Source organism: Serratia sp. C2(1), from assembly GCF_036352655.1.
In the GTDB taxonomy this organism is placed as follows: Bacteria; Pseudomonadota; Gammaproteobacteria; order Enterobacterales; family Enterobacteriaceae; genus Serratia; species Serratia inhibens.
The window spans coordinates 1,513,069-1,539,302 of record NZ_JAZFBA010000001.1 but is presented as its reverse complement, the minus strand read 5'-3'; the positions used below and the strand labels follow the sequence as shown (position 1 = coordinate 1,539,302).

Sequence of the window (26,234 nt, the reverse complement as noted above, 5' to 3'; positions counted from 1 at the left end):
GCAATAACAAACAAAATTTCGAAAATAACATCGATTGAATCGAGTTAATTTAAGTCGATTGTATCTGTGTAGTTCTTTCTGTGTTAATACTTATTACATCAATTTAATGGCTGGCTTATACTGTAATCGTCTTATCCCCACCCTGCGGCCAGCAATGCCAAAGCAGAAAGCCCGCGGGGATAGCCATTCAAAGCATACAGAGGGTCTATGTGGACACCGCGCTTCAGTGAGAAAAATGCCCCGGTGTATTTGCTGATTGCAGATGCGCTGCAAAATGACATCAATAGCGGCGTGCTGCCTGCCGGTTCACGTTTGCCTACATTGAAAGAGCTGGCGCAGACGCTGGCCGTTACGCCGGGCACCGTTAATCGCGCTTATGAAGAAGCTGCGCGGCGCGGGCTGGTTCAGGGGGAAGTGGGTCGCGGGACCTTTGTGCTCGCCACACCTGAAAGGGCCATGGAAAACGCGCGCCTGCCGCACTTCAGCCCTTCATCTTCCGGCCAGCGGGATCATATCGATCTGTCGGTGATCAAACCGGAGGTGCAGGCTCAGGAACAGGGGATCCGCACAGCGCTCGAGCATCTGGTCGCCAGCCCGGAACTGGGGCTGGCGCTCGACTATTCGCCGGAAGGCGGACATCCGGCGCATCGCGACGCCGGCGCCGGTTGGCTGCGGCGTTTTTTGCCCGATGTGCATTGGCAGCAAGTGGTGTTGACCGCCGGCGCTCAGCACGGTTTGCTGGTCGCCATCAACGCATTGACGGCGCACCAGGACCTTATCCTGTGCGAAGCCCTGTGTTATCCGGGCATTATCTCGCTGGTACACGGCAATGGGCGGCGGTTGCGCGGGGTCGAAATGGATAGCGAAGGCATTATGCCCGACTCGCTGAGAGCACTGTGCCGCCAGGAAAAACCGGCGATGCTGATCTGCGTGGCGAGTTGCCAAAACCCCACCACGGTGGTGATGTCGAACGCCAGACGGGCCGAAATCGCACAGATTGCCCGCGAGTTCGACTTTTACATTCTCGATGACGACATTTACGGTTTTCTTACCGCAGAGCCGGTCGAGGCGCTGTCTTCGTTTGCTCCTGAACGCTCGGTATATCTGACCAGCCTGTCGAAAAGCATCTCACCGGCGTTGCGCATCGGTTATCTGCATGCGCCGGCGGAAACCCTGTCGCGGTTGACGTCGATGGTGCGAACCAGCATCTGGATGCCTTCCCCGCTTATCGCGCAGTTGGCCAGCAATATCATTACCTCCGGCATCGGGGCTGAAATGCTGCAAAACCAGAGGCAAGAAGCGGCGGCGCGCCAGGCCATCGCCGCAGAGGTTTTCCAGGGGCTGGCGGTCGCTTCGCAGCCCTACGGTTACCACATTTGGGTCACTCTGCCGGAACCCTGGACCAGCGATGAATTCGCCAATCTGGCGCGTGCCCAGGGGGTGAATATCTCCAGCGGCACGCAATTTCTGGCCGAACGCAGCGGCCACACGCGTGCCGTGCGCATCGTGCTGATGTCGCCAACCAGCCGCAGCGAATTGAAATTTGCCCTGACCAAGCTGCGCAGCATGATCGAATCTTCAGAACCTCGCCTGTATTACTGAGCCCCTGGCCCGGCGCTGTTTACCGCACCGGGCTAACCTTGTTCAATCAGCATCACCGCCGTGGTATCTGCCTCGAGCGCTTCAAAAATGTGCTCCCGATCGGCGGAGTAACTGATGTAATCCCCCGCACTCAATTCCACCGCCTGCTCCGTCGGCCCGATTCGCGCTCTGCCGCTGCTGATAATCACGTGCTCAATGGTGCCCGGCATATGTGGGCGTGAAACCCTCGTCTCGCCCGGCTGAACGCGCAAACGGTAAATATCGCGCTGTGCTCCCGGCGGGCAGGTTGCCAGCAACGTAGCGGCATAGTTGGCCTGTTCGGAAACCGTGGTGACCCCTTCGTTGGCGCGGATCACCTGCACGTGCTGACGCGGTTGAGAGATTAACCGGCTGACCGGCACGTCGAGGGCCATCGCCAGCGACCACAAGGTTTCCAGACTTGGGTTGCCGCTGCCGGTTTCCAATTGCGAAAGCGTCGATTTTGCGATGCCGGCGCGGCGCGCCAGTTCGGTGACCGACAGCCCCAACCGCTCGCGTTCGCGGCGAATGGCGGCCGAAAGCAGGCCGATGGGCGTGCCGGTATTGCTGGTGGTGTCGCGCATTGTTCACCATATCATTCGTTTGTTCGACTTGACGAACAGTTATGCGCTGTTCATCATAATGTTCAGTTGTTCATTTTAATGGTGTTCGTCGACGACGGCAAGCACGGCACTCAATCAGGGAGAAGGCAAAATGAAGGCAAACACGCGCGGCGTGGTACAGATGACTCTGGCGATGATGATCTCCGGCACCGTCGGCTGGCCGGTGATCGCGCTGGGGCAACCGGTGGCGACGGTGGTTTTCTGGCGCTGCGCATTTGGCGCCCTGGCGATGTTGATCGCCTGCGCCCTGCTCGGCCTGTTGAAGAAAGGCATGCTGACCCGCCGTCAGGCCGCCGTGGCGGTATTGGGCGGCATGGCGCTGGTGCTGAACTGGACGCTGCTGTTCGGCGCTTATTCCTATGCTTCTATCGCCGTCGCCACGGTGACCTACCACGTTCAGCCCTTTATGCTGGTCGGGCTGGGCGTACTTTTCTTTGGCGAAAAGCTGACGGCAAATAAGCTGGCTTGGCTGCTGCTGGCCTTCGGCGGCATGTTGCTGATCATTACCGGCCGCCCAGGCGCTGAGGGTTCGGGTGCGGATTACGTTATCGGTGTGCTGTTGGCGTTGGGTGCCGCGTTTATGTATGCGGTGGCGGCGGCGATCGTCAAAGGGCTAAAAACCGTGCCGCCGCATTTGATCGTGCTGATCCAGCTCAGCGTCGGGATGATCGTGCTGGCGCCATTCGCCGACCTGCTCCACCTGCCGTCAACGGCCAATGCCTGGTTGCTGCTGGCGACTATCGGCCTGGTGCATACCGGGCTGATGTCCTCCCTGCTGTACAGCGCAATCCAGAAAATCCCCACCAGCCTGGTCGGCGCGTTGTCATTCATCTATCCGCTGGTGGCGATCATCGTCGATTGGGCGGTATTCGGGCACCGCCTCAGCCTGATGCAGATCTTGGGCGCCGCCGGCATCCTGATTGCCGCTGCGGGCATGAACTTTGGCTGGCGGGTGATGCGCGCGGGTAAAACCGCCCGCGCAGCGGAGGGACAGTAACCGGCGGGTTATTTTTTCAATGCGTGCAGGCTGGCGATCACCTTTTGCAGCGCCCTGTTCAGCGGCTTATCCTGGCGCAGCGCAATGCCCAAAGTGCGCTCAAGCGCGGGCGTAAGAGACGCCCCCCGCGCACCGGGCAGCGCCATGCGCGGCACAATGCTGTACCCCAGCCCGGCGGCAACCATCTCCTTGATCGCCTCGATGCTGCCCAACTCCATCACCGGCGCGGGTTTAACCCCCGCGCTCAGAAACCAGCCATCAATCAGTCGGCGGGTGCTGCTGCCGGATTCAAAAGCCACCCACGGGAGCGCACCCAGGGTTTGCGGGGTGTAGGTAGCCGGCAAATCGGGGAAGTCTGCAGGGAAAATGACGGCAAATTCATCCTGCAACAGCGGTGTCAGCTGCAAACTGCGGCCATTGGCCGGAAAGGTCACCAGGGCGATATCGATGCGGTTTTCTTCCACCGCTTTCAGCATGTCATCGGTGTTGCCGGTGCGTACCCCGACATTCAACAAGGGATAAGCCTGTTTCAACTCACGCAGCAGCGTCGGCAGCAGATGGATGCAGGCCGTTGCGCCGGTGCCCAGGGTAATGGTACCGGCAATCTCTTGCGCATGACCGGCCATGTCGCTCAGCGCATTATCCACCGCCGCATTGATGTGGCTGATGTGCTCCAGGAGCGCCTCACCGGCGGACGTCGGCTGCACGCGCCTGGCGACCCGCTCCAGCAGCCTGACTTGCAACCGTTGTTCCAATTGTCGGACCTGCAAGCTGACGGCGGGCTGTGTCAGCCCCAGTACGTCACCCGCGGCGGAAAAACTCCCTTGCCTGGCGACCAAAGCAAAGGTCTGAAGCTGGTCCAAATTAAGCTTGCCCACCACGAAATTCCCCTTCTGCAAAATGCCTGGTGTCGGTCCCCCACATGAGGCACCTGCATCGCTGAGTGTATCCTTGAGCGCCGCCTTTGTAATCATCGCATCCCTGAGCGAATCGCATTGTGCGTAACGGAGAGCCTGCATGGCATTTTGTCAGAAAGCCGGACAGCGGTGAACGTATTATCCCGAAAACCTCAAAAGCTAAGCGAAATAACGTATTCGACCCGTTTTAAAATAACTGTTACCTCTATTAAGCAGACACGGAGGAGGAATTAACGATGACGCGTTATGTGTGGAATAACCGGCTGAAACAGCGCATCCGTTTCAGCTACTGGAATGAGCTGTGCGTCACTGGCTGCGCGGGCAGAGCCCTCTTTGCCCGAGGGTATTCGTTATCGGGGCGGGAAAACCATTCCCCGCCTATCGCAAAGCTAATTAATCGCTAAGCAATGGACTATTTATAATAAGCCTTTGCTTTACACCGCAACCTGCAAATTATTATTATCGCTTCGTACCCCGCCGTTGTACCAACTTAAATTTTAATTATATTTCATCGCGCTACGCCCGCGGCAGCGCGCTATTTACTGCCGTCTCCGTATTGAGGACATCGTTATGGTTGTTTCTGTTTCGCTTGCGCCGGATGCGGCCAATTTCCCTCCCGCAGAAGAACGGACCCACAGGATTGTTGACGACCCACAGGCGCTGGATGCAGCGCGACACGTCGCCGTGGCCGCCGCGCCAGAAGCCCAACTGCGTGACCGCCAGCGGCGCTATCCGTTGCAGCAGTTGGCGCTGTTTAGCCAGTCTGGCCTCGGCGGCATTTCCATCCCGCGCGAATACGGCGGACCGGAACTGTCCTTTACCACGCTGGCGGAGGTGTTTCGCCTGATTTCCGCCGTTGACCCAGCGCTGGGGCAAATTCCGCAAAACCATTTCGGCCTGATTCAGTTAATCCGTGATGCCGGCAACGAAGAACAAAAACGGCGTATTTTCGCGGCGGTGCTGGCCGGCCAACGCATCGGGAACGGTGGCCCGGAGAAAAACAGCAAGCACACGCTGGATATGCAGAGCCGTTTACGACAAACCGCAGACGGCTTGCGCTTTACCGGCGACAAATTTTACTCCACCGGTGCGCTGTTCGCTCATATCGTCGCCGCCAAGGCACTCGACGATCGGCAGCAGCCGGTACTGGCATTGATCCCCCACCCGGAGGCAGGACTGGAGATCGTCGACGACTGGTCCGGCATGGGGCAGCGCACTACCGCCAGCGGCACGGTGCGCCTGCGCGAGGTTCTGGTCGATCCGGCCAATGTGATCCCGCTGCTGCCGCTGGCAGAAAAACCGACGATTCAGGGCGCCGTTTCCCAACTGATTCAGGCCGCCATCGATGCCGGCATTGCGCAGGGTGCGCTGGACGAGGCCACCCAGTTTATTCGCGAGCGTTCTCGCCCCTGGATCGACGCAGGCGTCGAACGCAACGCGGACGATCCCTACATTCTGGCCGACGTCGGCCGGCTCAGCATGGAGTTGAGCGCGGCGAACGCCCTGTTGCGCCGTGCGGCGCGGACGCTCGATGAGGTTGACCGCTGGCCGGTAACCGCCGAAAGCGCCGCAGCGGCGTCGATCGCGGTCGCCGAAGCCAAGGTGCTGACCACGGAAGTGGCGCTGCTGGCCAGCGAAAAGCTGTTCGAATGGTCCGGCAGCCGCTCCACGCTGGCGGAGCATGGCCTCGATCGTCACTGGCGCAACGCACGCACTCACACGTTGCACGATCCGGTGCGCTGGAAATACCACGCCATTGGCGAGTACTACCTCAACGGCCGCTTTCCGGCACGTCATTCGTGGATTTAAAGGAGCAGAACATGACCACCCAGGTAGCCCCTCAACGCGTGGCGCAACGCATTACCAGCCCCGAACAGGCGCTGGAGACCGCACACCGGCTGGCGGAGCAATTCAGCCCGACCGCCGCCGAACGTGACAGCCAACGGCGATTGCCGGTTGCCGAACTGGCAGACCTGTTCGCCTCTGGGCTCGGCGCGATTACCGTGCCGCAAGAATTTGGCGGCCCGGGGTTGTCGAACCGCGTGCTGGCGCAGGTCATCGCTATTCTCAGCCAGGGCGATGCGTCGATCGGTCAGGTGCCGCAAAACCATTATTACGCGCTGGAAGTGCTGCGGGTAAACGGTTCGCCGCAGCAGCAACGGCGGCTGTACCAGGAAGCGCTGGCCGGCGTGCATTTCGGCAATGCGCTGGCGGAGTTTGCCAGCAAGGCTGCCCACCATCGCAGCACCTCGCTGGCCAGGCATGAAGGCCAATGGCAGCTGTCGGGCCAAAAATTTTACGCTACCGGCGCGTTGTACGCCGGGCGCATCCCGACTGCCGCGCGGGGTGAAGACGGTAAAGAACAATTGGTGTTTTTGCCGCGCACTACGCCTGGCCTGAGCATCACCGACGACTGGTCCGGCTTTGGTCAGCGCACTACCGGCAGCGGCAGCGTGACGCTGGAACAGTGCCCGGTCGATGAAGCGGATATCGTGCCCTTCCAGACGGCGTTTGAACGGCCGACGCCGGTGGGCCCGCTGGCGCAAATCATGCACGCCGCCATAGATCAGGGCATCGCCAAAGCCGCGTGGCAGGATATGCTGCAATTTGTTCGCCGCCGTTCGCGCCCGTGGATTGATGCCGGCGTCGAACACGCCAGCGAGGACCCGCTGACGCTGGACCGCATCGGCAAAATTTCCGCCCGCATTCAGGCCGGTGACGCCCTGCTGGCGGTAGCCGGTGAAGCCATCGATGTCGCTCAGCGCCACAGCGATGCCCTGTCGGTCGCACAAGCCTCGATTGAGGTCGCCACGGCGCGCGCCTGGACCACAGAGGTCGCGCTGGCCGCCGGCAATCTGCTGTTTGAGCTGGCCGGTAGCCGCGCCACGCTGCAGGAATATAACCTCGATCGCCACTGGCGCAATGCCCGAACCCATACCTTGCACGACCCGGTGCGCTGGAAATACCCGGCGATCGGCAATTACGTGCTGAACGGGGTGCTGCCGCCGCGCCGGGGGACTCTGTAATGAGCGTCATCGCCAAAGAGGTTCTGCTGAACGCCTTCAACATGAACTGCGTCGGCCATATTCATCACGGCATGTGGACCCATCCGCAGGATCGCTCCACCGAGTTCAACCAGCTCAGCTACTGGACCGATCTGGCGCAGTTGCTGGAGCGTGGGCTGTTCGACGGGCTGTTTATCGCCGATATCCTCGGCGTTTACGATGTCTATCAGCAAAACATCGCCCTGACCGCCCGCGAGTCGATACAGCTGCCGGTTAACGATCCGCTGTTGCTGGTGTCGGCAATGGCCGGCGTGACCCAACATCTGGGCTTCGGCATCACCGCCAACCTGAGTTACGAAGCGCCCTATCCCTTTGCCCGTCGCTTGTCGACGCTGGACCATCTGACCCAGGGCCGCATCGGCTGGAATATCGTCACCGGCTATCTGGACAGCGCAGCGCGAGCGATGGGGTTGAACGAACAGATCGGGCACGATCGCCGTTACGATCAGGCCGATGAGTTTCTCGACGTGGCCTATCAGTTATGGGAAGGCAGTTGGGAAGATGACGCCGTGTTGGCCGACCGCCAACGGCGGATTTACGCCGATGCGCAGAAGATTCACAAGGTTACCCACCGCGGCGAGTTTTATCAGGTGGAGGGCTATCACCTGTCTTCGCCTTCGCCGCAGCGTACCCCGCTGCTGTTCCAGGCCGGCAGCTCGGCACGGGGTATTCAGTTCGCCGCCCGCCACGCGGAGTGCACCTTCGTTAACCACGCCACCCCGGCGGTAATGAAAGCGCAGGTGGACAAGCTGCGTAGCGCAGCGGTGGCGGCCGGCCGTCAGCGACAGGATTTGAAAGTGTTTATGGGGGTCGGCGTTATCGTTGCGCCAACCGCCGCCGAGGCGCAGGACAAGTACCGTGAATATCTGCATTACGCCAGCCCCGAAGCTGGTCTGGCGCATTTTTCCAGTTCGACCGGTATCGATCTTTCGCGCTTTGGTCTGGACGACCCGATCCAGGCCGGACCGACGCAGGCCATTGAGTCGGTAACCCAAACCTACCGCGGCTGGACCCGCCGCCAACTGCTGGAACAGCACGCCATGGGCGGACGTTATCCGCTGGTGGTGGGCGATCCGCAACAGGTGGCAGATGCGTTGCTGCAATGGGTGGATCAAGCCGATATCGACGGGTTTAACCTGACGCGCATCGTTAACCCTGGCAGCTATCGCGATTTTATCGATCTGGTGGTGCCGGAATTACAAGCGCGTGGCCGCTACAAAACCGCCTACCGCGCCGGCAGCCTGCGGCAAAAGCTGTTTCGGCAGCAGGACCGCTTGCCGCACAGCCACCCGGCGGCCGGCTGGCGTCTGGGGACGCCGTTACCCGTTTGACCCCTTACTTTTTCTTTTGAAGGAACAACACTATGACAATACCCTTTCGGACATTAACGCTGGCGTTTTCGGCGCTGCTGGCACTTTCAGGTACGGCGGCGGCGGCCAATGATTACAGCGGTGCGCTGAAAGTCGGCACCACCGCCGCCTTCGCCCCGCCGCTGGAGGTGGCGGCGGAAGAGGCTCGCAAACAGGGGCTGAAGGTCGATATCATCGAATTCAGCGACTGGACCGCGCCGAACGTCAGCCTGGAAAACGGCGATATCGACGTCAACCTGTTCCAGCACCTGCCGTTCCTGCACAACGCCAATAAAGAGGGCAATTTCCACCTGGTGGCCTATGCCCCGGCGATCATCAATAACGTCGGGCTGTACTCCAAAAAGTATCAGAGCATCGCCGATCTGCCGGAAGGCGCCAAAGTGGCGATCGCCAACGACGTGATTAATGGCGGCCGAGGTCTGTTGCTGTTGCAAAAAGCCGGGCTGATTAAGCTCAAACCGGGATCCGGCCTGCAGGCCACCCAGGCAGACATCGTCAGTAACCCTAAACACATTAAAATTATCGAAGTGGAAGCGGTGCAACTGGCACGCACGCTGGAGGAAGTTGACCTGGCGCAGGGCTATCCGCACTACCTGCGCTTGTCCGGCACCGTCGATCCCAACAGCGCCCTGCTGTTCGACGGCCTGGAAAACCCGGAGTACGTGATCCAGTTCGTGGTCCGCGATGGCCATCAGGACGACCCGCGCCTGCGCAAGTTTGTCGACGTTTACCAGCATTCGCCGGTCGTGCGCGCCAAACTCGACAGTTTCTACGGCAAGCTGTATCAGCCGGGCTGGAGCCAGTAGTTTATGTCCAGTCTGGTTTTGCCTAACCCTGGCGCCCTCGTCGCCGAAGAGGTGGTTCGCCGCCATGATGACATTCACCTGCGCTTTACCCGGCTCAGCAAGCGTTACCCCGGCCAACTGACCGAGGCGCTGAAGGCGATCTCCCTGGACATTCGCCGTGGGGAGATCTTCGGCATTATCGGCCGCAGCGGCGCCGGCAAGTCGTCCCTGATCCGCACCATCAACCGGCTGGAACGCCCCAGCGGCGGCAGCGTGGAGGTCGATGGCGTTGATATCGGCCAATTGGATGAGGATCAACTGGTGGCCTACCGGCGGCGCACCGGCATGATTTTCCAGCACTTCAACCTGCTGTCGGCCAAAACCGTCCGGCAGAATATCGAGTTGCCGCTGCGGGTGGCGGGCGTGCCCGTCGCGGAGCGGCGCGGCAGAGTGGACGCATTGCTGGAACTGGTCGGACTGAGCGACTACCCGGACGCCTATCCGGCGCAACTTTCCGGCGGGCAGAAACAGCGGGTCGGCATCGCCAGGGCGCTGGTGCATAATCCCGAATTGCTGTTGTGCGATGAAGCTACCTCCGCGCTCGATCCGGAAACCACCCGCGCCATTCTGGCGTTGTTACAGCGCATCAACCGTGAGTTCAACATCACCATAGTGCTGATTACCCATGAAATGGAGGTGATCCATGATATCTGCCACCGGGTGGCGGTGCTGGAACGGGGGGAGATTATCGAATGCGGCCCGGTGTGGCAGGTGTATGGCAACCCGCAGCAGGAAACGACCCGTATCCTGCTGACCCCCTCACACGATCGCTTGCCGGAGGAATGGGTTGGGCGGATCGCCGCCACGCCCCCCACGCCGGATGCACCGCAATTGATCCGGCTACGCTACCGCGGCCAAGGTGCATCGCTGGAGCTAAACCACGTGCTGACGGCTTTTCAGGGCAGCGTGACGCTGGTGGAAAGCGCCATTGAGCATATTCAGGGGCGCGCCATCGGTTATCTGTTGCTAACCGTGACACCGTCACCGAATAACCGAACCATTCCGCAGACGCTGGCCGACAGCGTGGAGGTCCTGGGCTATGTCACTGTTGCTTGAACGGCTGTGGGCCGGATTTCTCGATACGTTGCTGATGGTGGGCGTTTCTTCCCTGTTGGCGCTGGTGCTGGGATTGCCGCTGGCGATCCTGTTGGTGGTCAGCGAACGCGGTGGATTGTATGAACAAGTTGGCGTTCAGCGGGTGCTCGGCTGGCTGGTGAACCTGTTCCGCTCGATCCCCTTTCTGATCCTGATGGTGGCGCTGATCCCCTTCACCCGCATGATTGTCGGCACCTCTTACGGCGTATGGGCCGCCGTAGTGCCGCTGACCATCGCCGCCATGCCGTTTTTCGCGCGTATCGCCGAAGTCAGTCTGCGAGAGGTGGATCACGGCCTGGTGGAAGCGGCGCAGGCAATGGGTTGCCGCCGTGGGCATATCATTCGCCATGTGCTGCTGCCGGAAGCCATGCCCGGCATTGTCAGCGGCTTTACCATCACCCTGGTGACCATGATTAACGCCTCTGCGATGGCTGGAGCCATAGGCGCGGGCGGCCTGGGTGACCTGGCTTACCGTTATGGTTACCAGCGTTTCGACACCCAGGTGATGTTCACCGTCATCGTGGTGTTGGTGGTGCTGGTGACCCTGCTGCAATTTTTTGGCGATCGGCTTTCCCGCCGGTTAAACCACCGTCATTAACCCTTACTGACTGGACATGCGTAATGAAAAAACTGAAAGCCTCGCTGATCGCCGCTTCGCTGCTGTTGGGTGCATTCGCTCTGCCGACCCTTGCGGCACAGGAAAAACCGCAGCAAATCACCATCGGTTACCAGAAAGCCAATATCTTCGCCCTGCTGAAATATCGCGGTACGCTGGAGCAAGCCCTGACGCCGCAGGGCATCAAGGTGCGCTGGATTGAGTTTCCTGCCGGGCCGCAAATGCTCGAAGGGCTGAACGTCGGCAGCATTGATCTGGCGGCTACCGGCGATGCGCCACCGGCCTTTGCCCAGGCAGCCAAAGCCGATTTGATCTATCTGGGGCATTCGCCGGCCAGCCCGAAAACCGAAGCCATAGTGGTGCCGCAGGATTCGCCGATCAAAACCGTTGCCGATCTCAAAGGTAAACGCGTTGCGCTGAACAAAGGCTCCGACGTCAACTACCTGTTGGTCAGCGCGCTTGAACAGGCCGGGCTGAGCTACAAAGACGTGACGCCGGTGTATTTGCCGCCGAGTGACGCCCGCGCCGCCTTCCAGCGCGGCAGCGTAGACGCCTGGGTGATTTGGGACCCTTACTACGCCGAGGTGGAAACCCATGCCAACGCCCGTCTGCTGAAGGATGCTCAAGGTCTGGTGCCGCATTACACCTTCTATCTCGCCAGCCGCCACTTTGCCGAAACCTACCCGGACAGCGCAAAATTGGTGATCGACCAGCTAAGTGAACTGAGCGCCTGGGCCAATGCCCATCAGGACGAAGCGGCGAAGATCCTGGCGCAAAGCACCGGGTTGGAGCAGGCCATTTGGGCCAGAGCTCTCGCCCGCATGCCGTTCGGCAGCCAACGCATGACGCCGGCGGTATTTGCCGAACAGCAGCAACTGGCCGACAAGTTCACCGCGATTGGTCTGCTGCCGGTCAAGGTGGACGTCAGCGCCGCACGCTGGTCTGAGGATAAGTAACTTGCTGAATATCTTTGTAATAATTCAGCTAAACAAAGCGATATTCGGCATTTAACCTGCGGGGATATTTTTATTATTATCGGGATATGTCTCTGGGAGCCTTTTCTTTCAGGGCCTGTCTACCGGAGTTTTTGTCCTTGTTTCGTTCGTCGCGAACTTATTTTGGCCGCACTTATGTGCGGCTTTTCTTTTTGTGGCCTTGGTCCGGCGAGGGGATAAAAAAACCGGCGCAGAGTGCTCTGCGCCGGCCGGGTTATCACGTCTCGTTGCTAGCGCCCTTTCGCCAGCTTGTGCAAGGTTGCCGCCAACAGATCCACTTCCTCGTAGGTATTGTAAAACGCCAGCGATGGCCGCACCGTCGCCTCGACGCCAAAGCGCCGCAGGATTGGTTGAGCGCAGTGATGGCCGGAACGCACCGCAATGCCTTCGCGGTTAAGCGCGTTGCCCACTTCTTCGGTACGGTAGCCGCTCAGCACAAACGACAGCACGCTGGCCTTATTGGCTGCGGTGCCAATCAGGCGCAGGCCGGGAATACGGATCAACTGCTCGGTGGCATACTCCAGCAATTCATGCTCGTAGCGGTTGATGTTATCGAGCCCCAGGCGTTCGACGTAGTCCAGCGCCGCCCCCAACCCCACCGCGTCCGCGATGTTGCCGGTACCGGCTTCAAACCTGGCCGGTGCCGGCTGGTACAGCGTTTTCTCAAAGGTGACATCGGCAATCATATTGCCGCCACCCTGCCACGGCGGCAGGGTTTCCAGCAGCTCCGCCTTGCCGTACACCGCGCCGATGCCGGTTGGGCCAAACACCTTGTGGCCGGAGAACACGTAAAAGTCCGCGTCCAGCGCCTGCACGTTAACCTTCAGGTGCGATACCGCCTGTGCGCCGTCTACCAACACCCGCGCGCCGGCCTGATGAGCCAGCGCAATCACCTGCTCGACCGGTGTCACCGTGCCCAGCGCATTGGATACCTGGGTGATCGACACCAAACGGGTACGCGGCGACAAGAGTTTGCGGTATTCATCCAGCAGAATCTGCCCGCTCTCATCCACCGGGATCACCCGAATTTTAGCCCCCACGCTGGCGGCAAGCTGCTGCCAGGGCACGATGTTGGCGTGGTGTTCCAACTGGGAAACCACGATTTCATCGCCTTCGCCGATGTGTTGCCGGCCAAAGGTGTTGGCAATCAGGTTAATGGCTTCCGTTGCGCCTCGGGTAAAGATAATTTCCGCCGGTGATTTGGCCCCCAGAAAACGAGCAACGCTGTTTCTGGCCCCTTCATAGGCATCCGTTGCCCTGGCGGCCAGCTCATGCGCCGCGCGGTGGATATTCGAGTTTTCATGGGCGTAGAAATACGCCAGCCGATCGATAACCACTTGCGGTTTATGGGTGGTGGCGGCGTTATCCAGCCACACCAGGGGTTTGCCGTTAACCCGTTCCGAAAGAATGGGAAAGTCGCGGCGTACGGCATGCACATCAAAACTGCTGCGCGGCCGTTGCTGCGGTGCGGCTTCTCGCCGTGGCTGCCCCTGTTCCAGGAAATAATACTGCCCGCTGGTCGCCTCTTGCGCTACGTCGCTAACCGGTGCCGCGACGGCGGGAAACAGCGCTCCGATAACCGACTCCAGCCCGCCGTTGACCGCCCCGGCGAAGGGTTGGTCACTAAGATGGGCCTGTCCGGTGAGCGCCTGTTCCGCCAGGCCGTCCAGCCCGGTATCCTGCGGCAAGCGTTTTTGCCGGGCCTGATTTTCACTCAGAAAATAGAACCCTGCCGTCGCCGCCGGATCCCGTGGCTGAGGCAGCGTCGGCGGAGCCAAAAAGGCTTGCCGTTCTGCGCCCTGCTGCCAACCGGACAACCTTTGCGCTTCCAGGCCGTCGGTGGCCAGTGCCGGCTCGAGAACCGGCGTAGAGGTCTGTGGCAACACCCTCGTGGCGCGTTCGCTGCCTGCGGCCGGTTGCAGCCCGGCACCAGCCTCACGCCCAGGCAAGGCACTGAAGATCTGATTAGCCAGATTAGCCAGCGCGTTAACGTCCGGCAATCCGGCTGGCGGCTGTGCCTCGTGAGGCAATGAACTACTTGTAACTGTCTGGATAGTCATGATATTTGCTCACATCAACATCGTCTAAAACGGCAACGGCATCTTCAGTCAGAACCGCCAATGAGCAGTAAAGGGAGATCAGATAGGAGGCTATCGCATTGCGATTAATCCCCATAAAGCGCACCGACAACCCCGGACTTTGCTCACCGGCGACGCCCGGCTGGTAAAGGCCAATGACGCCCTGGCGTTTTTCCCCGGTACGCAGCAGGATAATCTTGGTTTTGCCTTCTTCGTCGATGGGCAGCTTATCCGAAGGGATCAGCGGCAAGCCACGCCAGGTGAGAAACTGCGAACCGAACAGGCTGACGGTTGGCGGCGGCACGCCACGGCGGGTGCACTCGCGGCCAAAGGCGGCGATGGCTAACGGATGCGCGAGGAAGAAACCGGGTTCTTTCCATACCTTGGTGATCAGTTCGTCCAGATCGTCCGGCGTCGGCGCCCCGGTCAGCGTTGAAATACGCTGGGCGTCATCGACGCTGGCCAATAACCCGTACTCGGGGTTATTGATCAGCTCGTTTTCCTGGCGCTCTTTAATGGTTTCAATGGTCAGGCGCAGCTGTTCGCGAATTTGATCGTGCGGGCTGCTGTACAAGTCGGAGACACGGGTATGCACGTCCAGAATGGTGGTCACGGCATTGAGAAAATACTCGCGCGGCGCTTCTTCGTAATCCACATAGGTCTGCGGCAATAACCCTTCATCGCGTTGCGAACAGGCAACCTGAACATTTAACGGATTCTTGACCTTGTTAAGGCGGAATATCCCTGCCTCGACCGGTGTCCATTGCAGCAAATGCACTAACCAGCGTGGTGTGATAATGGATAATTGCGGGACGGTTTTTGTCGCGTTAGCCAATTGCCGTGCTGCATTATCCCCTAATGCAAGCCGGGCATCATTGTGTTGGGACATGGTTGTTTCTCCTGAAAAAATAGGCTGGTGATAAAAAATGAATAATTACCGGTTAAATAGCGCGTTAAATAAAATATCGATTTATTGATTTCCGTTTCGCAGACCTCACTGCGGGCTAATTAAAAAGAGTGGAGTGCGCCAGATTAAATACCTGAGCCAAATTCATGACTGTCGCTCTGGATATTTGCCTGGCGAATATTACTGCCCGGTTTGACGCTGCGCGTCAGCCAGACGTTGCCGCCAATGGAAGAGCCCTTGCCAATGGTAATTCTACCCAGCAAAGTGGCGCCGGCGTAGATCACCACATCGTCTTCAATAATCGGATGGCGTGGCTGCCCTTTTTGCAAAATGCCGGACTCCTCGGTGACAAAGCGTTTGGCGCCCAGCGTGACCGCCTGATAGAGACGTACCCGCTTGCCGATAATGGCGGTTTCGCCAATCACTACGCCCGTACCGTGGTCGATAAAAAATCCGTCATCGATTTGTGCGCCGGGATGAATATCGATACCGGTTTCACCGTGAGCCTTTTCGGCGATGAGACGTGCCAGCAAAGGCACGCCCGCGAGATAGAAATAGTGCGCCAGCCGGTGGTGAATAATGGCGTTGACGCCGGGGAAACACAGTAACACCTCGTCCACGCTGCGCGCCGAAGGATCGCCGTGATAAGCGGCCAGAATATCGCTGTCCAACCGGCGACGAATGGCCGGCAGCACGCTGGCGAACTGCCGCACCAGCGTCACCGCCTGCGCATTGAGCGTGTCCCCTCGCTCAACGTCGTCGTCCTCGGAACGGCTAAACCCCAAAGCAAGGCGCACCTGAATCAGCAATGCATTCAGCACCGCGTCCAGCGTATGGCCAACGAAGTAGTCTTCGCTTTCATGGCGCAGATCGTCCGGCCCCAAGCGCATCGGGAATAAAATCGCTCGCAGCGATTCGGTGATTTCGCTGACCACACTTTTCGACGGCAGCTCCTTTTGCCCGGAAAGCGACGCCTGGCCGCTGCGCTCGCGCCAGGAGAGCCGCGCTGAGCGCAGCTCATTAACGATATCGGCAAGTTGCCAGTTGGTATTTTCGTGCGGCTGTGAAAAGCGAGTCATAATTCCCTCTGTTTATGTGATAACACCCAATGACCCACTCGGTTCGAGCGCCGTCAGGCTGTCTTTAGCCAGGGCAAGTGTCGTGCGCCCTCAATCCCGCCTTGCACCCCGTAAGCCTGCGTATAACCGGCTTTCAGGGCCGCCAGCACCGCATCGGCGGAGCGTTTGCCGGTTTGGCACAGCAAGATGACCTGCTGTTGTTTGTCGACGACTTTGCTTAATTCAAGGAAAAAACGCGGGTTGCGGATTTTATTCGAACCGGTTAACCAGGGAACCCGCGCGGATTGTTCAACGTAGCCAAAGGTTTTGCGCTCTTCCGGGGTACGGATATCCACCAACACCGCCGCCCCGCTGTTGACTAATTGCCAACTGGCTTCCGGCGTCAGATCGCGTTCAAAAACGGCGGTATTTTGAGCGGCGTAGTTATCCCTGCCTGGGTTATCCGCATTCACGTTGGAATGGGGTTTAAACCTTTGTGCAGATGCGTAGGACATATTCACCTCCAGCATATTTTCTATTTTTCAGTAGGGTTGTTTTCGTTCATTAACTTCAATTTATTACCCTTTCCGAACGGCAATAAATAACTTTTCATTAGGGCTTATAGTAAAAGCATCTAGCTCCCGCTTAGCTAAAATCAGGCTAATGAAAACCAATTATTGGCTTATGAATTTCGATTTTCGCGTGGCTATGTTACAGCGCGCTGTTACCCGTTTTCTCCCGTCGATCACATTACGGGTAACACAGTTTATTAACACTCTTCAGCGTGATATCTGTCGCAAAACCGCCGTCTGAAAACCGCTTTGATAATAACAACGAAACCATGGTGTTTTCTGAACAGGTAAAAATGATGACCGATACCCCCAATGACGTATTGTTGATCGCCCCGCTAATGGACAGCCTGCTTGCCCGCCTTGAGGCCAACTTTGTCGTGCACCGCCTCTACGAACAGGCCGACCCGGCCGCTTTCCTGGCGGCCAATGGCGGAACCCTCACCGCACTGGTCACCCGTGGCGATATTGGCGTTGCTACGTCGGTACTGGAACAACTGCCGAACCTGGGGCTGATTGCCGTTTTCGGCGTGGGTACCGACGCCATTGACCTGAGTTATACCCGGCAGCGCGGCATCGCGATCACCATTACCTCCGGCGCACTGACGGAGGACGTGGCGGATATGGCGCTGGGGCTGCTGCTGGCAACCGCGCGCCAGCTGTGTCACTACGACCGTTTTGTGCGTGAAGGCCGCTGGCTGCAGGAAGCGCCGGGCCTGTCGGTGCAGGTTAGCGGCAAGCGCCTCGGCATTTTTGGCATGGGCAACATCGGCCGCGCCATTGCCCAGCGCGCTGCCGGTTTCAACATGCATATTCAATACGCCAGCCACCAACAGGATGGCGCATTACCCTATGCCTACTTCCCCGATCCCCTCTCCCTGGCGCGGGAGAGCGACTTCTTTGTTATCGCCATTTCCGGCGGCAAAGACAGTATCGGCCTGGTAGACAAGACGATCTTCGACGCGCTGCCGTCGCACGCGCTGGTGATTAACATTGCCCGCGGCAGCATCGTTAATGAACAGGATCTGATCGATGCCCTGCACAGCGGCGCCATCGCAGGCGCCGGGTTGGATGTCTACGCCGACGAACCCAGGGTGCCCGCCGCACTGATTGACATGAACAACGTGGTGCTGCAACCCCACGTCGCCAGTGGCACGCACGAAACCCGGCAAAAGATGAGCGACATCGTGTTCGCCAACGTCAGTGCCTATTTCAGGCACCAGCCTCTGCCCAACGCGATTGAGTAATTAACCGGGTTTATTCATTTTGAACGACAGAACCTTATTTATACCCTATGAATTTCAAGCTGCAGCTAGGCGGCCAGCTCGCTCATCCCCAGGCGCTTACTCCGGTAAGTAACTGGGGTGAACGACAAATCTGTCGGGAACAGATTTGAACGCTGCTTGCAGCGGCCCCAAAGGGGCAAGGCCCACGGATGGGACTTGTAAGCAGCCAACAACGCTGCGGCTTGAAAGGCGACGGGTATACCCACGCCCGCAAAGAGAGATCGCTATGGATAATAAAATCCCCAACACCCGCTGGCTGCGGGTTATTGCCCCGATCCTGATCGCCTGCATTATTTCTTTTATGGACCGGGTTAATATCAGTTTTGCGCTGCCCGGCGGCATGGAAAGTGATTTGGGCATCACCAGCCAGATGGCCGGCCTGGCCAGCGGCATTTTCTTTATCGGTTACCTGTTTTTACAGGTGCCCGGTGGGCGCATCGCGGTTAACGGCAGCGGCAAACGTTTTATCGCCTGGTCTTTGTGCGCGTGGGCGGTAGTTTCTGTGGCCACCGGATTTGTCACCAATCACTATCAATTGCTGGTGCTGCGCTTTGTTCTGGGCATTTCCGAAGGGGGCATGTTGCCGGTGGTGCTGACCATGATCAGTAACTGGTTCCCGGAGAAAGAGCTGGGGCGCGCCAACGCTTTCGTCATGATGTTCGCCCCTCTTGGCGGCATGCTTACCGCACCGATCTCCGGTGCCATCATCAATCAGCTCGACTGGCGCTGGCTGTTTATTCTCGAAGGGTTGCTGTCGCTGCTGGTGCTGGCCGTCTGGTGGTTGTTGATCAGCGATCGACCACAGGAGGCGCGTTGGTTGCCGGCACGCGAGCGTGAATATCTGATAACCGAATTGGCGCGTGAACGCCAGGCACGCAGTAAAGCGCAGCCGGTCAGTAATGCCCCGCTGAGAGATGTGTTTCGCAATAAAGGGTTGATGAAGTTGGTGCTGCTGAACTTCTTTTATCAAACCGGCGATTACGGCTACACCCTGTGGCTGCCCACCATCCTGAAAAATCTCACCGGCGGCAATATGGCCTCGGTCGGATTTCTGGCCATTTTGCCCTTCGTCGCCACGCTGCTGGGGATTTACCTGATTTCGGTACTCACCGACAAAACCGGCAAGCGCCGCCTGTGGGTGATGGTTTCACTGTTCTGTTTCGCCGCCGCGCTGTTGGCTTCAGTGATACTGCGCCATAACCTGGTGGCGGCCTATATCGCCCTGGTGGTCTGCGGATTCTTTCTCAAGGCCGCTACCAGCCCGTTCTGGTCGATGCCTGGCCGCATCGCCTCGGCGGAGGTGGCCGGCGGCGCACGCGGCGTGATCAACGGCCTGGGCAATCTGGGCGGTTTCTGCGGGCCTTATCTGGTGGGCGTGATGATTTATCTGTACGGCCAGAACGTCGCCGTTTGCGGCTTGGCCGTCTCGCTGATTATCGCCGGTATTATCGCCTGGCGGCTGCCGAAGGAGTGCGATCTGACCGGGTCCGAACCGGCACATGACGCCCTGCTGGAAAAGGCTAAACGCGCCTGAAAAGCAACGGAAACCACGAGCGGGCTACGGCAAAATTTGCTATGTTAGCCCGCTGATTACGCTCTGTTGCCACTAGCCGGATAAGTCTATGTTTACCCATAAAGCAATCGCCGAACTCAACGCGCTGGAAATGATGGTTTATAACTACGTCATCAAAAACAAGAACCCGGTGATGTACATGACGATCCGCGAACTGGCCGAGGCCGCCGGGGTGTCTACCACCACCGTGTTGCGCTTTTGCAAGAAAATGGGGTGCGAGGGGTATTCCGAATTCCGTATCCGTTTCAAGCTGTATCTGGAACAGGCGGAAGTGGCGCCGATGGATTTTGGCACCAGCGAAATCATCAGCTTTTTTAAAAGCATCAACAACGACGAGTTTAATCAGCAAATCGATCAGGCGGTGCAGCATATCGCCGCGGCGGAACGTATTATTTTCGTCGGCGTAAGCACCTCGGGCGCGTTGGGCAGATACGGTGCGCGTTTCTTTTCCAACGTCGGGAAATTCAGCACCCATATTGACGATCCTTATTACCCGATCAACAGCGATATGTATAAAAGCGCGGTGGCGATTATGCTGTCGGTTTCCGGCGAAACCGAAGAGATCCTGCGTCTCGCCAGACAGTTCAGCCTGCATCACTGCAAGATTGTCAGCATCACCAACAACGAAACCTCGTCGTTGGCCAAAATAGCGGACTTCAACCTCTCCTACCACGTCCCCCAACAGCTCATTGCCGGCCAACATAATATCACCACCCAGATCCCGGTCATTTACATTATTGAAACCATCGGCAAGCGTCTGGGGAATATTAACGCCGCAAAATAAAACAGCCTGTTTTTTTAATGTGACAAGTTACCTAAGCGGTGATTTGTTATATCGTGACATTTAATTCCAACTTGTTACTCTATTCTCAGACGCTAACAAAATATACCCTTCATACTTGAAGCTGCATCTGTGTTGGCCGCGCCCGCGCACCCCAGTCACTTAGCTTACTAAGCTCCTGGGGATTATGAGCCTCATCCCTGAGGCTCACCCTACGGGCCAGCACAAGCGCTGTTCAAATCGGTTCCTGACCGATTTGTTACGGTCTTGCCGCCGTGATGCAACTCCAATTATTTTGCGTATAGCCTTTCATTAATAAACGAATGAGAATCCAACAATGAAACAGCAACAGTTACCGAAAGATTTTCTGTGGGGTGGCGCCGTCGCCGCGCACCAGGTTGAAGGCGGTTGGGATCAGGGCGGTAAAGGCCCAAGCATTGCCGACGTACTGTCGGGCGGCTCGCACGGCGTGGATCGCGTGATGACAGATGGCGTGTTGGAGGGTTATCGCTACCCGAACCATGAAGCCGTGGATTTCTACGGCCGCTATAAGCAGGACGTGGCGCTGTTTGCCGAAATGGGCTTCAAATGCTTCCGCACCTCAATAGCCTGGACGCGCATCTTCCCTAAAGGAGATGAGCTGGAGCCGAACGAAGCCGGCCTGCAATTCTACGACGATCTGTTTGATGAACTGCTGAAATACAACATTCAACCGGTGATCACCCTGTCCCACTTTGAAATGCCTTATCACCTGGTGAAGGAATACGGCGGTTGGAAAAACCGTCAAGTGGTGGATTTTTTCGTGCGTTTCAGCGAAGTGGTGTTGCGCCGCTATCAGCACAAAGTGAAATACTGGATGACCTTTAACGAGATCAACAACCAGAGCAACTACCAGTATCCGCTGTTTGGCTACTGCTGTTCGGGCGTGGTGTACAGCGAAGAACAAAACCCGGAGCAAACGCTGTATCAGGTATTGCACCATCAGTTCGTCGCCAGTGCGCAGGTAGTGAAACTCGGTCACCAGATTAACCCGGAATTCAAGATCGGCTGCATGCTGGCCTGCGTGCCCTTCTATCCGTTCTCCTGCAAGCCGGACGACGTCATGTACAGCGTCGAGGCGATGCACCAGCGCTACCTGTTTACCGACGTTCAGGTGCGCGGTTACTACCCGTCTTACCTGCTGCGCGACTGGCAACGCAAGGGTTTCCAGATTGAAATGCAGCCGCAGGACGAGCAAACCCTGCGCGAAGGTTGCGCGGACTACATCGGTTTCAGCTACTACATGAGCAACGCCCTGCAGGCGGATGCGCCAAGCAGCAGCGACGCCATGTTCGGCTTCCCAGGCAACGTGCCGAACCCGCACGTTAAAGCCTCCGACTGGGGCTGGCAGATTGACCCGGTTGGGCTGCGTTATTCGCTGAACGTGTTGTATGAACGCTACCAGAAACCGCTGTTTATCGTTGAGAACGGCTTTGGCGCCTTTGACAAAGTAGAAACCGACGGCCAAATCAACGACGACTATCGCATCGACTACCTTAGCGCGCATATCGAGCAGATGAAGAAAGCGGTGATCGAAGACGGCGTAGATCTGATCGGTTACACGCCGTGGGGCTGTATCGACTGCGTGTCCTTCACTACCGGCGAGTACGGCAAGCGTTACGGCTTTATCTACGTGGACAAGCATGACGATGGCACCGGCACCCTCGAGCGTTCGCGCAAAAAGAGCTTTGATTGGTACCGTAACGTGATCGCCAGCAACGGCGAGCAGCTTTAAAACTCACTGATTTTGCTTATGAAAACGAGAATGAGCCACGACGATGTGGCTCATTTTTATTGGGGTTTTGTGTAGTTAGTTGTCCCTTTTTCAGGTGGTCTTTAAAATATACAGATAGCCTTTGCCCCTGAATAATCATCTAAAACTGACTTTACTTAAAGTCAGTGTATGATTGTCCTTATCTATGGATATATAGAAATAAGGTAAAACTTCATCTTTCCTCGTCCATTTTTCAGACGCCCCATCATGCGATGATACTTTGTACCCTAAAGTGATTAGGTGTTTTTTGACATCTGACAAAATTGCATTATCACTGTAGATAATACTACTTTCTCTTGATTGACCACCATCCTGGGCTATAAATGTAAAATAATACGATACATCCCCTTTTGGCGCTGATCTGATATCTTTGTCTGTGTATAGATAATATGTCCATACATTTGACTTTGTATACCCATCTTTTCCCTCCGCCACCTTCTGCATACTAAAGTCGAAAAGAAAAAAAATGATAAAAATGACCAGAAAGCTAAATAATATTTTCTTCAATTTATTGCCTTATTATTACTCAATAATCGTTAAACTCCTGTCGCCAGGCGTCAAACCATGTCTGTTGTTCTTCAATAGACGTGAATTTTGGATGCTGTTTTAGCGCGTCCTTCATGGTTCGGTGCATCCGTTCATGCCGCCCGTTTTCCGTGGGCTTACCCGGCCGGATGCGTTCTGGCTGGATACCACATTTTATCAGCCAGACCGACATGTTGCTCAGCCCCCACAGCCCCGTACCCGCAAAAGGTGAGCCGTTATCCGTACGCAGCACCCACGGCATCCCGCATTCGCGGAATACCCGTTCCAGGCAGGGAATGACAGAGCGGCCATCAGGTATATAGGTCGCCTCACAGGCCAGCACAATTCTGCTGTAGTTATCACACCAGCGCCCTCCGGTGTGGGTGAATTTACCCTTGAAATCAGCACTCCAGACATCGTTTGGCTGCACGACACTATGCAGCTCATGGCGCTGTGTGGGTTTAAAGGAAGGAGGCTTACGTTTTTTGACCAGGCCATGGTTACGGAACAGCTCGCCAATCGTGCTGGCAGCGGGTACACCACTGATGTCCAGGTTAAGCAGTCGCGGTCTGATTTTCTCCGGTCCCCACAGGGGATGCTATTGCATCGTCTCCAGCAACAACTTCACCATAGGTTCTGGCGTGGCGTTTTGATGATGGCGTGCCCGAGAACGGTCAGCAAGAGAGTCGACCTCATCCGGCGAAAAACGGGCCAGCCACTTGTAGGCGGTTTTACGGCTGATGTTGAAACGGCGGCATACCTCTGCAATCGGAAGGTCACCTTCCAGACAGGCCGCGACAAACTGCAAACGTTGCATGGTAACAGTCTCATTCCAGGGCACGGTAAACCTCCATAAGCTGTTTACCGTACCGTTATAACCTGTTACCCATGTGCCCGGTTTAAAGTGTTACCTATGTGACCGGTTCATACAACCCGCCCCCTTTTTACGCCATTAGCTGTCGCAAGCGAAGCTACTGTTTAACTAAAGCAGGAATCAGTCCTCGTCCGGGAAGAGTCTGACAGGCTGCACCTTTCGACGGAGGCGCTGTTTCCGGATATTTCCCATCCGGTGTGATATAGACTTGGGTTGTAGCCACATAGCCATCGCTGAACGTTGCCTCAAGGTAGGTTGCCTGCCATCCGCTGTCTGGTGACGTCAGCGGAATGCTAAGCGTCTCACCGCCGCTGGCCAGACTGACAGGAGCTGAACTGTATTTCACATCACAGGCATAGCGAAAATCCCTTGCTGCGGGGTTCCTGGCTGTCCAACGTAAAATGCTTGTTGGCTTTTCTGAAAAACTCACCGTCAGCACTTTTTCCTCATCGTCGTTGCCCTGCACTTTTTCTGTGATTTCAGGAAGCTTTTGCTGTTCCTGAAAACGGTTAACAAAGGTAATCAGCGACTGTTCCGCAACCGATAGAACTCCGTTATGCGTTGAGTTTGGCACAACCCGCAGGGATTTTGAGCCAGGTAACTGGTTATAGTAAAAACGACTGTTGTCCGGGACATAGAAATCATCACCGCTGGCATTAATAATATATTTATCAATATTCAGACGGCTGCCCAGATCGGTATTCCGATAAGCCAGCGGGTCTTCCAGCGTCATCAGTCTGGCAAATTCATTCGTACCAATCTGCTGGTCAATCTCCTGTTCATAGTAGGGATAAAAGGCTATCGGCCAGTTTTTTCCATATGACTGATACATGTGTTCAAGAGATTTCTTGGTACCCAGTAGATCCAGAACAAAAGGAACAATGGCATCGACATCCGGGTCCGACAGTGCTGCCAGCCATGTGGCCCAGCCACGTTTAGAGGCGCCGGTGACAATAAATTTTTCTATATTCTGTTGCCCAAGTTCTTTCTTCGCCAGCCGGAAAACCTGCGATACCGACGCGGACATAGGAATATGCAGGGATGCGTCCTGATATTTTTGCGTGTCGCCGATAAATAGTTTCCAGGAATGCGCCACACTGTCGTCTTCAGCCAGCGGTTTGTTAACGCCCTGATAATTAAGCGTCTGATTAGGAACGTTACTGACAGATATCACAATAGTTCGGGTGGCGGCCGCAATACGTGTAAGTTCTTCCCCATTAAAATCTGTTGGCCCCACAGAGTTGCCTGAACCATCATTGTTGCTGCCATTATTAACAACAACAAGGGCATTTTTTTCCCTGGCTGAATCAGGAATATAGATATCTACCTCATGCTCCCAGCGTGGCGGAGACACGATGCCCTGTGGAGACCATGACTGTGAGCTCAGCTTATATTTCTGTAGCATAACCCCGTCGAGTTGTTTTTTCTCCTGAAGAGAATACTCGAGAGGAATCGAGGCAAGTAATATCCGATAATCAGAAATAACATGCATCAGATCTGCATTTTTACACTTTCCTGCCGAGGATAATGCCAGGCAGGCCGGTGAGATAAACAACATTGCAAGATATAATGCTTTAACTTTCATCAGAAAAATCCTTTTAAGGGATGAGTAAAAAAAAGTTACCATTCATCCGGAACCGGTTCACGTGGTTCCTTGATATTTGTCAACCCGCACCCGAACAATGGCTTCGATTTCTGCATCGACATTACCCTGATATCGTCCGCATTGCACAGCAAGCGCTTTTTGTGTATATCATCACGTCACTGGGTCTGGTGAAAATTTTAATTTACACCAGACCCATAATGTTTACACCTTTAATATAACAACGGCATAAGCATTTCTTAACGTCTATTTCCACAACCTATCTTTTATTATTTTATAATGCTCAGCAGTTAGCGCATCATACCTCCAGATAAATAACCCACCAAGATTAAAGTCCAACACCTGGTCGATAAAGTAATTTAAATTCCAGTCGGTCAGGCCTCTTGTTGTCAGGGCGAGAATGCACCTTTTGTTTTCCGCACCATTCTTTAACGTCCGTTTTAGAGCAGGTATAACATTATCGATAATATCATCCTTACTCCACATTGCGGAAGCATAACAATAATGGATAATTCTATCGCATTGTCCAGAAAGAATGACCTTCTTTACCTTATTGTTTAGATTAGCACCATCAATTGTTTCGGGATGGTTGTAAGAATACCCAGAAATAAAACCAAAGCTCGTATCTTTCTGACATATCTTTAGTTGTTTCATTGCCTCAACAACTAAATCAATGTTCATATTACATTCATCGTCAAAATCCACGCCGTCCCAACCCTGGCTTTTTGTGGCTTCCGCGATCCTTAATACTTCCTCTTTATTTGCCGGCTTCCCTTCAGGGGAACATCCTCCTCCTCCATATACCCATAGCGTTTTTCCTTTAAAGTCGGGGGAGTTTTCAGGCTTGCTTTTCCTCTCCGGACTCCACCCGGGATGAGTAGATGTTCCTGTCGTTAATCCGTCAAGATTGGTCACCATTCCATACATCATCACTTCGAATTCAGGAAGTGGTTTATCAGATAGTGACTGGCTCCAACCACCAGTAATGAATGTGTTCATCACGTTCGTCTCCTTGTGAACTATC

22 protein-coding genes and 1 pseudogene are annotated in these 26,234 nt (G+C 56.3%); 13 read left to right on the top strand and 10 right to left on the bottom strand.

Annotation, left to right across the window (positions count from 1 at the left end):
* Positions 1-207: 207 nt before the first annotated feature.
* Entirely contained in the window at positions 208-1,602 is a 1,395-nt protein-coding gene (locus V2S86_RS07135; RefSeq protein WP_330761828.1) for an aminotransferase-like domain-containing protein, read from the top strand.
* A 32-nt stretch (positions 1,603-1,634) separates the two neighbouring features.
* On the opposite strand, the gene V2S86_RS07130 is transcribed toward V2S86_RS07135, so the two are convergent.
* Positions 1,635-2,204, bottom strand: coding sequence for a helix-turn-helix domain-containing protein (locus V2S86_RS07130; RefSeq protein ID WP_330761827.1), 570 nt, complete (start codon positions 2,202-2,204; stop codon positions 1,635-1,637).
* Positions 2,205-2,334: 130 nt separating this feature from the next.
* Here V2S86_RS07130 and V2S86_RS07125 point away from each other — a divergent pair, with 130 nt between their 5' ends.
* Complete coding sequence (locus V2S86_RS07125; protein WP_330761826.1) at positions 2,335-3,240, top strand: DMT family transporter; 906 nt, start codon at positions 2,335-2,337, stop codon at positions 3,238-3,240.
* 8 nt (positions 3,241-3,248) lie between these two features.
* Here V2S86_RS07125 and V2S86_RS07120 read toward each other — a convergent pair whose 3' ends face one another.
* Positions 3,249-4,118 carry a LysR family transcriptional regulator gene (locus tag V2S86_RS07120; RefSeq protein ID WP_330761825.1) on the bottom strand — a complete coding sequence of 290 codons (870 nt, stop codon included), beginning with the start codon at positions 4,116-4,118 and terminating at the stop codon, positions 3,249-3,251.
* 609 nt (positions 4,119-4,727) lie between these two features.
* Between V2S86_RS07120 and V2S86_RS07115 the strand changes: the two genes are divergently transcribed.
* The 7 genes from V2S86_RS07115 to V2S86_RS07085 are packed head-to-tail and all read left to right on the top strand — an operon-like array spanning position 4,728 to position 12,104.
* A complete protein-coding gene (locus V2S86_RS07115) occupies positions 4,728-5,966 on the top strand; it encodes an SfnB family sulfur acquisition oxidoreductase (RefSeq protein WP_330761824.1) in 1,239 nt (412 codons plus the stop codon).
* An 11-nt stretch (positions 5,967-5,977) separates the two neighbouring features.
* On the top strand, positions 5,978-7,183 hold the full coding sequence (locus V2S86_RS07110; protein ID WP_330761823.1) for an SfnB family sulfur acquisition oxidoreductase: 1,206 nt from the start codon (positions 5,978-5,980) through the stop codon (positions 7,181-7,183).
* Positions 7,183-8,553 (top strand): LLM class flavin-dependent oxidoreductase, encoded by a 1,371-nt coding sequence (locus V2S86_RS07105; RefSeq protein WP_330761822.1) that lies wholly within the window; start codon positions 7,183-7,185, stop codon positions 8,551-8,553. Before V2S86_RS07110 ends, V2S86_RS07105 begins: the two co-directional genes overlap by 1 nt.
* A gap of 32 nt (positions 8,554-8,585) precedes the next feature.
* A complete protein-coding gene (locus V2S86_RS07100) occupies positions 8,586-9,398 on the top strand; it encodes a MetQ/NlpA family ABC transporter substrate-binding protein (RefSeq protein WP_330761821.1) in 813 nt (270 codons plus the stop codon).
* Between the two features lie 3 nt (positions 9,399-9,401).
* Entirely contained in the window at positions 9,402-10,493 is a 1,092-nt protein-coding gene (locus tag V2S86_RS07095; protein ID WP_330761820.1) for a methionine ABC transporter ATP-binding protein, read from the top strand.
* The gene (locus V2S86_RS07090; protein ID WP_330761819.1) at positions 10,477-11,130 is read left to right on the top strand and encodes a methionine ABC transporter permease; all 654 of its coding nucleotides are present in this window, start codon (positions 10,477-10,479) and stop codon (positions 11,128-11,130) included. The genes V2S86_RS07095 and V2S86_RS07090 overlap by 17 nt, the downstream gene beginning before the upstream one ends.
* Before the next feature lie 23 nt (positions 11,131-11,153).
* Entirely contained in the window at positions 11,154-12,104 is a 951-nt protein-coding gene (locus tag V2S86_RS07085; RefSeq protein ID WP_330761818.1) for a sulfonate ABC transporter substrate-binding protein, read from the top strand.
* Between the two features lie 269 nt (positions 12,105-12,373).
* On the opposite strand, the gene V2S86_RS07080 is transcribed toward V2S86_RS07085, so the two are convergent.
* The 4 genes from V2S86_RS07080 to V2S86_RS07065 form a co-directional block, all read right to left on the bottom strand.
* Complete coding sequence (locus tag V2S86_RS07080) at positions 12,374-14,203, bottom strand: family 2A encapsulin nanocompartment cargo protein cysteine desulfurase (RefSeq protein ID WP_330761817.1); 1,830 nt, start codon at positions 14,201-14,203, stop codon at positions 12,374-12,376.
* Positions 14,178-15,110, bottom strand: coding sequence for a family 2A encapsulin nanocompartment shell protein (locus tag V2S86_RS07075; protein ID WP_004944722.1), 933 nt, complete (start codon positions 15,108-15,110; stop codon positions 14,178-14,180). Before V2S86_RS07075 ends, V2S86_RS07080 begins: the two co-directional genes overlap by 26 nt.
* 143 nt (positions 15,111-15,253) lie before the next feature.
* Complete coding sequence (gene epsC, locus V2S86_RS07070; RefSeq protein ID WP_330761816.1) at positions 15,254-16,207, bottom strand: serine O-acetyltransferase EpsC; 954 nt, start codon at positions 16,205-16,207, stop codon at positions 15,254-15,256.
* 53 nt (positions 16,208-16,260) lie between these two features.
* Positions 16,261-16,701, bottom strand: a complete 441-nt coding sequence (locus V2S86_RS07065) for a rhodanese-like domain-containing protein (protein WP_330761815.1) — start codon at positions 16,699-16,701, stop codon at positions 16,261-16,263.
* Positions 16,702-17,051: 350 nt separating this feature from the next.
* Here V2S86_RS07065 and V2S86_RS07060 point away from each other — a divergent pair, with 350 nt between their 5' ends.
* From V2S86_RS07060 to V2S86_RS07045, 4 genes are all read left to right on the top strand, one after another.
* A complete protein-coding gene (locus V2S86_RS07060; RefSeq protein WP_330761814.1) occupies positions 17,052-18,002 on the top strand; it encodes a 2-hydroxyacid dehydrogenase in 951 nt (316 codons plus the stop codon).
* A 265-nt stretch (positions 18,003-18,267) separates the two neighbouring features.
* On the top strand, positions 18,268-19,575 hold the full coding sequence (locus V2S86_RS07055) for an MFS transporter (RefSeq protein ID WP_330761813.1): 1,308 nt from the start codon (positions 18,268-18,270) through the stop codon (positions 19,573-19,575).
* An 88-nt stretch (positions 19,576-19,663) separates the two neighbouring features.
* A complete protein-coding gene (locus V2S86_RS07050; RefSeq protein WP_330761812.1) occupies positions 19,664-20,398 on the top strand; it encodes a MurR/RpiR family transcriptional regulator in 735 nt (244 codons plus the stop codon).
* Positions 20,399-20,732: 334 nt separating this feature from the next.
* On the top strand, positions 20,733-22,169 hold the full coding sequence (locus tag V2S86_RS07045) for a 6-phospho-beta-glucosidase (protein WP_208904046.1): 1,437 nt from the start codon (positions 20,733-20,735) through the stop codon (positions 22,167-22,169).
* A 135-nt stretch (positions 22,170-22,304) separates the two neighbouring features.
* On the opposite strand, the gene V2S86_RS07040 is transcribed toward V2S86_RS07045, so the two are convergent.
* The 4 genes and pseudogenes from V2S86_RS07040 to V2S86_RS07020 form a co-directional block, all read right to left on the bottom strand.
* Positions 22,305-22,715, bottom strand: coding sequence for a hypothetical protein (locus tag V2S86_RS07040; protein WP_330761811.1), 411 nt, complete (start codon positions 22,713-22,715; stop codon positions 22,305-22,307).
* Positions 22,716-22,740: 25 nt separating this feature from the next.
* Positions 22,741-23,574 (bottom strand): annotated as a pseudogene (locus V2S86_RS25460) (integrase core domain-containing protein); the annotation flags it as partial.
* Between the two features lie 130 nt (positions 23,575-23,704).
* On the bottom strand, positions 23,705-25,192 hold the full coding sequence (locus tag V2S86_RS07025; protein WP_330761808.1) for a PhoPQ-activated pathogenicity-related family protein: 1,488 nt from the start codon (positions 25,190-25,192) through the stop codon (positions 23,705-23,707).
* A 264-nt stretch (positions 25,193-25,456) separates the two neighbouring features.
* Positions 25,457-26,209, bottom strand: coding sequence for a hypothetical protein (locus V2S86_RS07020; protein ID WP_330761807.1), 753 nt, complete (start codon positions 26,207-26,209; stop codon positions 25,457-25,459).
* Positions 26,210-26,234: the final 25 nt, after the last annotated feature.

Excerpts from the sequence above, each read along its gene's own strand:
- V2S86_RS07135 (WP_330761828.1), top strand. The coding sequence starts at position 208 with ATGTGGACACCGCGCTTCAGTGAGAAAAATGCCCCGGTGTATTTGCTG.
- V2S86_RS07130 (WP_330761827.1), bottom strand. The coding sequence starts at position 2,204 with ATGCGCGACACCACCAGCAATACCGGCACGCCCATCGGCCTGCTTTCG.
- V2S86_RS07125 (WP_330761826.1), top strand. The coding sequence starts at position 2,335 with ATGAAGGCAAACACGCGCGGCGTGGTACAGATGACTCTGGCGATGATG.
- V2S86_RS07115 (WP_330761824.1), top strand. The coding sequence starts at position 4,728 with ATGGTTGTTTCTGTTTCGCTTGCGCCGGATGCGGCCAATTTCCCTCCC.
- V2S86_RS07110 (WP_330761823.1), top strand. The coding sequence starts at position 5,978 with ATGACCACCCAGGTAGCCCCTCAACGCGTGGCGCAACGCATTACCAGC.
- V2S86_RS07105 (WP_330761822.1), top strand. The coding sequence starts at position 7,183 with ATGAGCGTCATCGCCAAAGAGGTTCTGCTGAACGCCTTCAACATGAAC.
- V2S86_RS07100 (WP_330761821.1), top strand. The coding sequence starts at position 8,586 with ATGACAATACCCTTTCGGACATTAACGCTGGCGTTTTCGGCGCTGCTG.
- V2S86_RS07095 (WP_330761820.1), top strand. The coding sequence starts at position 9,402 with ATGTCCAGTCTGGTTTTGCCTAACCCTGGCGCCCTCGTCGCCGAAGAG.
- V2S86_RS07090 (WP_330761819.1), top strand. The coding sequence starts at position 10,477 with ATGTCACTGTTGCTTGAACGGCTGTGGGCCGGATTTCTCGATACGTTG.
- V2S86_RS07085 (WP_330761818.1), top strand. The coding sequence starts at position 11,154 with ATGAAAAAACTGAAAGCCTCGCTGATCGCCGCTTCGCTGCTGTTGGGT.
- V2S86_RS07080 (WP_330761817.1), bottom strand. The coding sequence starts at position 14,203 with ATGACTATCCAGACAGTTACAAGTAGTTCATTGCCTCACGAGGCACAG.
- V2S86_RS07075 (WP_004944722.1), bottom strand. The coding sequence starts at position 15,110 with ATGTCCCAACACAATGATGCCCGGCTTGCATTAGGGGATAATGCAGCA.
- epsC (WP_330761816.1), bottom strand. The coding sequence starts at position 16,207 with ATGACTCGCTTTTCACAGCCGCACGAAAATACCAACTGGCAACTTGCC.
- V2S86_RS07065 (WP_330761815.1), bottom strand. The coding sequence starts at position 16,701 with ATGTCCTACGCATCTGCACAAAGGTTTAAACCCCATTCCAACGTGAAT.
- V2S86_RS07060 (WP_330761814.1), top strand. The coding sequence starts at position 17,052 with ATGATGACCGATACCCCCAATGACGTATTGTTGATCGCCCCGCTAATG.
- V2S86_RS07055 (WP_330761813.1), top strand. The coding sequence starts at position 18,268 with ATGGATAATAAAATCCCCAACACCCGCTGGCTGCGGGTTATTGCCCCG.
- V2S86_RS07050 (WP_330761812.1), top strand. The coding sequence starts at position 19,664 with ATGTTTACCCATAAAGCAATCGCCGAACTCAACGCGCTGGAAATGATG.
- V2S86_RS07045 (WP_208904046.1), top strand. The coding sequence starts at position 20,733 with ATGAAACAGCAACAGTTACCGAAAGATTTTCTGTGGGGTGGCGCCGTC.
- V2S86_RS07025 (WP_330761808.1), bottom strand. The coding sequence starts at position 25,192 with ATGAAAGTTAAAGCATTATATCTTGCAATGTTGTTTATCTCACCGGCC.
- V2S86_RS07020 (WP_330761807.1), bottom strand. The coding sequence starts at position 26,209 with ATGAACACATTCATTACTGGTGGTTGGAGCCAGTCACTATCTGATAAA.